Here is a 2,709-nt window from a genome sequence, read left to right as displayed (position 1 = left end):
GCCTCATGATCGATTTCGCCATCAAAATAGCTAATCGGGCGTGCCGTGCCTAAAATGCCTTTAACATCTTGGTTGGAGGGAGACCAAAAAACACCACCCCTTTGCTTATCACGTTTGATAAACATGGCGGCAGCAAAAGGACTTGCCGGTTTAACACTAACACCCCCATCACTATTTGCCACCCGTACAAAGGAGTCAATCAAATAACAAAAATGCAACAATCAAACTTCCCCCTGAAGATACAGCGGAACTCGTAGCAGAGCTTGATAAAAAGTTACAAGAGCTTGTTCAAAACATCAAAGACAGAGAAAAAATAGAGCTTACCTTACCTCTTTTTAAAATTGCATTTAAAACGTCAAATAGAGGTTGGAAAAGCACTCAAGAACTACACAAATCCAACCTAACCATCATTATACAATGGAAAATGAAGGTGCATTTCTCCTTACATTAAGATTTTTAATAACACTTTGTTTTTAACATATTATATCTTTTTTTGCTTTTTGGGCTGATTTTGGAGCGAAGTTCACAATTTATAGATTTTTTTCAAAGGGGCTTAAAAGGCGGTTTTCTAGGCTTTCACAGAGTTTTTTTTAAATCTTCAAAGCCTTTTCCTATTTTTCCATTGAATCACAGTTTTTTCTCATTTTCACTATTTTTTAGATGTCAAAATCCATTTTGATAAAACGCCCATTTAATGGTGAAAATTAGTCATAAAAAAATCATAAACTCCCACCTATTCCCACTTAAAAAAAACTCCTGTCAAACGACAAACTTTCTTTTTTGTATATCCACAGCAGCATAGATACTGCTATTCTTTATTGCTCATTTCCTCTCTTCTTGTTTCTTTTTTCTAATATTTTCTCCATTCTTTTCTTTCTTGTTATAACTCAATAAAGTTTATCTCTAAACAATGCACAATAATAACACTATGATATACAATCAAAAAATATAAATAATTTATAATATTATAAAATAATTTTTATTTATAATTTAGTTTTATATTTATTTCATAATGAATAATATAATAATATAATAATATAACGTTATGTATTTTTTATAAAAAAACATTTTTATACTTTACATAAAAATAAAAACAATCTATTGATCTCCAAAGTAGAAAACCATTCATTTTGATATCCTTCTTGTAAGCGGGGGAAGAATGCGTGGGGCTTATAAGTTAAGGAAAATATCTAAATGTTTAAAAAATCTCTTTTATCCGGCACAGCTGCCGTAGCTGTCATGCTGTTTAGCACCCATTTCAGCGCATATGCGACAGTCCTAAGTGCTACAAGTAATGAAGACGTAAAAGACGTCTCCAGCGACGCCTCCGAAAAAAACTATGATGCGATTAAAGCAACAAATGCTGGAAAAATCATTGGCAAGGATTTAAAAATAACCGGTACTGAATCTGAAAAAACTGGTGTAACATCTACAGATCTTGGTAGCGAAATTACGTTAAAAGGCACAACAACCATTGAAAAAGCTGTGGATGGAATCCTAGCAAAAACAGGTGGTAAAATCACCAGCGAAGATTTAAAAATAAAAGGAGACGATACAGGAACTGGTGTAACAACCACAGATCCTGATAGTACAATTGAATTAACAGGCAAAACAACCATTGAAAAAGTTGCAAACGGGTTTCTGGTAAATAAGGGCAGTAAAGTCACTGCAAAAGATGTAACGATAATCCTTCCTGAAGCTAAAGAAGACAGCATTGGTATATTCGTCGATGGTGCTAATAGCGTGATTGAATTAACGGGTCAAACAACCATTAAAGACATTGCTGGCGGTGGTCTTAGGGCAACAACTGGTAGCAAACTCGTTAGTAAAGATTTAACAATAACCGGCTCTCAGAACGAAAAAAATACCAATAGCACCGGTATAGCGGCCTACTTGCCAAATACTATGATTGAATTAACAGGCAAAACAACCATTGAAAATATGGTAACTGGGCTTTATACAGCATTTGGTAGCAAAATCGTTAGTGAAAATTTGACAATAACCGGCTCTGAAACTGAAAAAAAGAGTACTGGCGCAAAAGCCGATGGCGCTAACAGCGTCATTACATTAAAAGGCACAACAACCATTGAAAAAGTTGCAAACGGCCTTGATATACAAAATGAAGCTACAGCCAGTATGACCGGTGGTTCCATCACAGCATCTCAAATAGGTGCTCTTTTCAACGCTAGCGGAAGTGATGAAAATAAAAACACGCTGGACAATGTAAAAATATCGAGCAGCAAAGATGACGCCTTGATAGATAAAGGAATAAGTGCCGAAAAAAGCACTGTGTCTTTAAGCAATGTAACCGTCACTAAAGCGACAACAGGCATATTTGCAAATAATAACTCTACAATAACAGTGTCTGGAGGTTCATTCGACGGAAAAACTGATGGGGTATATGCGAAAGAAGGCAGCACCATTACTTTAGACGAAAAAGCTGCAGTTACATCATCTGATGGTTATGGACTTCATGCAGAAGGTCCAAAAGCCCAAATCACGAAGACGGGAGGAACTGTCAGTGGAAAACAAGCTGCATTATTTGCAGAAAAAGGTGGACAGATTGATGCCACAGATGTTGCTTTAACAACCACAGATGACAACGGAACTGGCGCAAAAGCCGATGGCGCTGACAGCGTCATTACATTAAAAGGCACAACAACCATTGAAAAAGTTGCAAACGGCCTTGATATACAAAATGAAGCTACA

The 2,709-nt window shown here is 36.1% G+C and carries 3 pseudogenes; 2 read left to right on the top strand and 1 reads right to left on the bottom strand.

Annotated features, from left to right (window positions below):
• A pseudogene (locus ACFIKE_RS08380) lies at positions 1-212 on the bottom strand (phage tail protein); the annotation flags it as partial.
• Between ACFIKE_RS08380 and ACFIKE_RS08375 the strand changes: the two are divergent.
• Positions 209-404, top strand: a pseudogene (locus tag ACFIKE_RS08375) (transcriptional regulator); the annotation flags it as partial. The pseudogenes ACFIKE_RS08380 and ACFIKE_RS08375 sit on opposite strands and share 4 nt — an antisense overlap.
• Before the next feature lie 790 nt (positions 405-1,194).
• Positions 1,195-2,709, top strand: a pseudogene (locus tag ACFIKE_RS08370) (autotransporter outer membrane beta-barrel domain-containing protein); the annotation flags it as partial.

It is taken from the genome of Bartonella sp. MU70NMGDW, from assembly GCF_042194085.1.
GTDB classification, from domain to species: domain Bacteria; phylum Pseudomonadota; class Alphaproteobacteria; order Rhizobiales; family Rhizobiaceae; genus Bartonella; species Bartonella grahamii.
The sequence above is the reverse complement of the archived record's forward strand: the minus strand, read 5'-3'. Positions and strand labels throughout refer to the sequence as shown.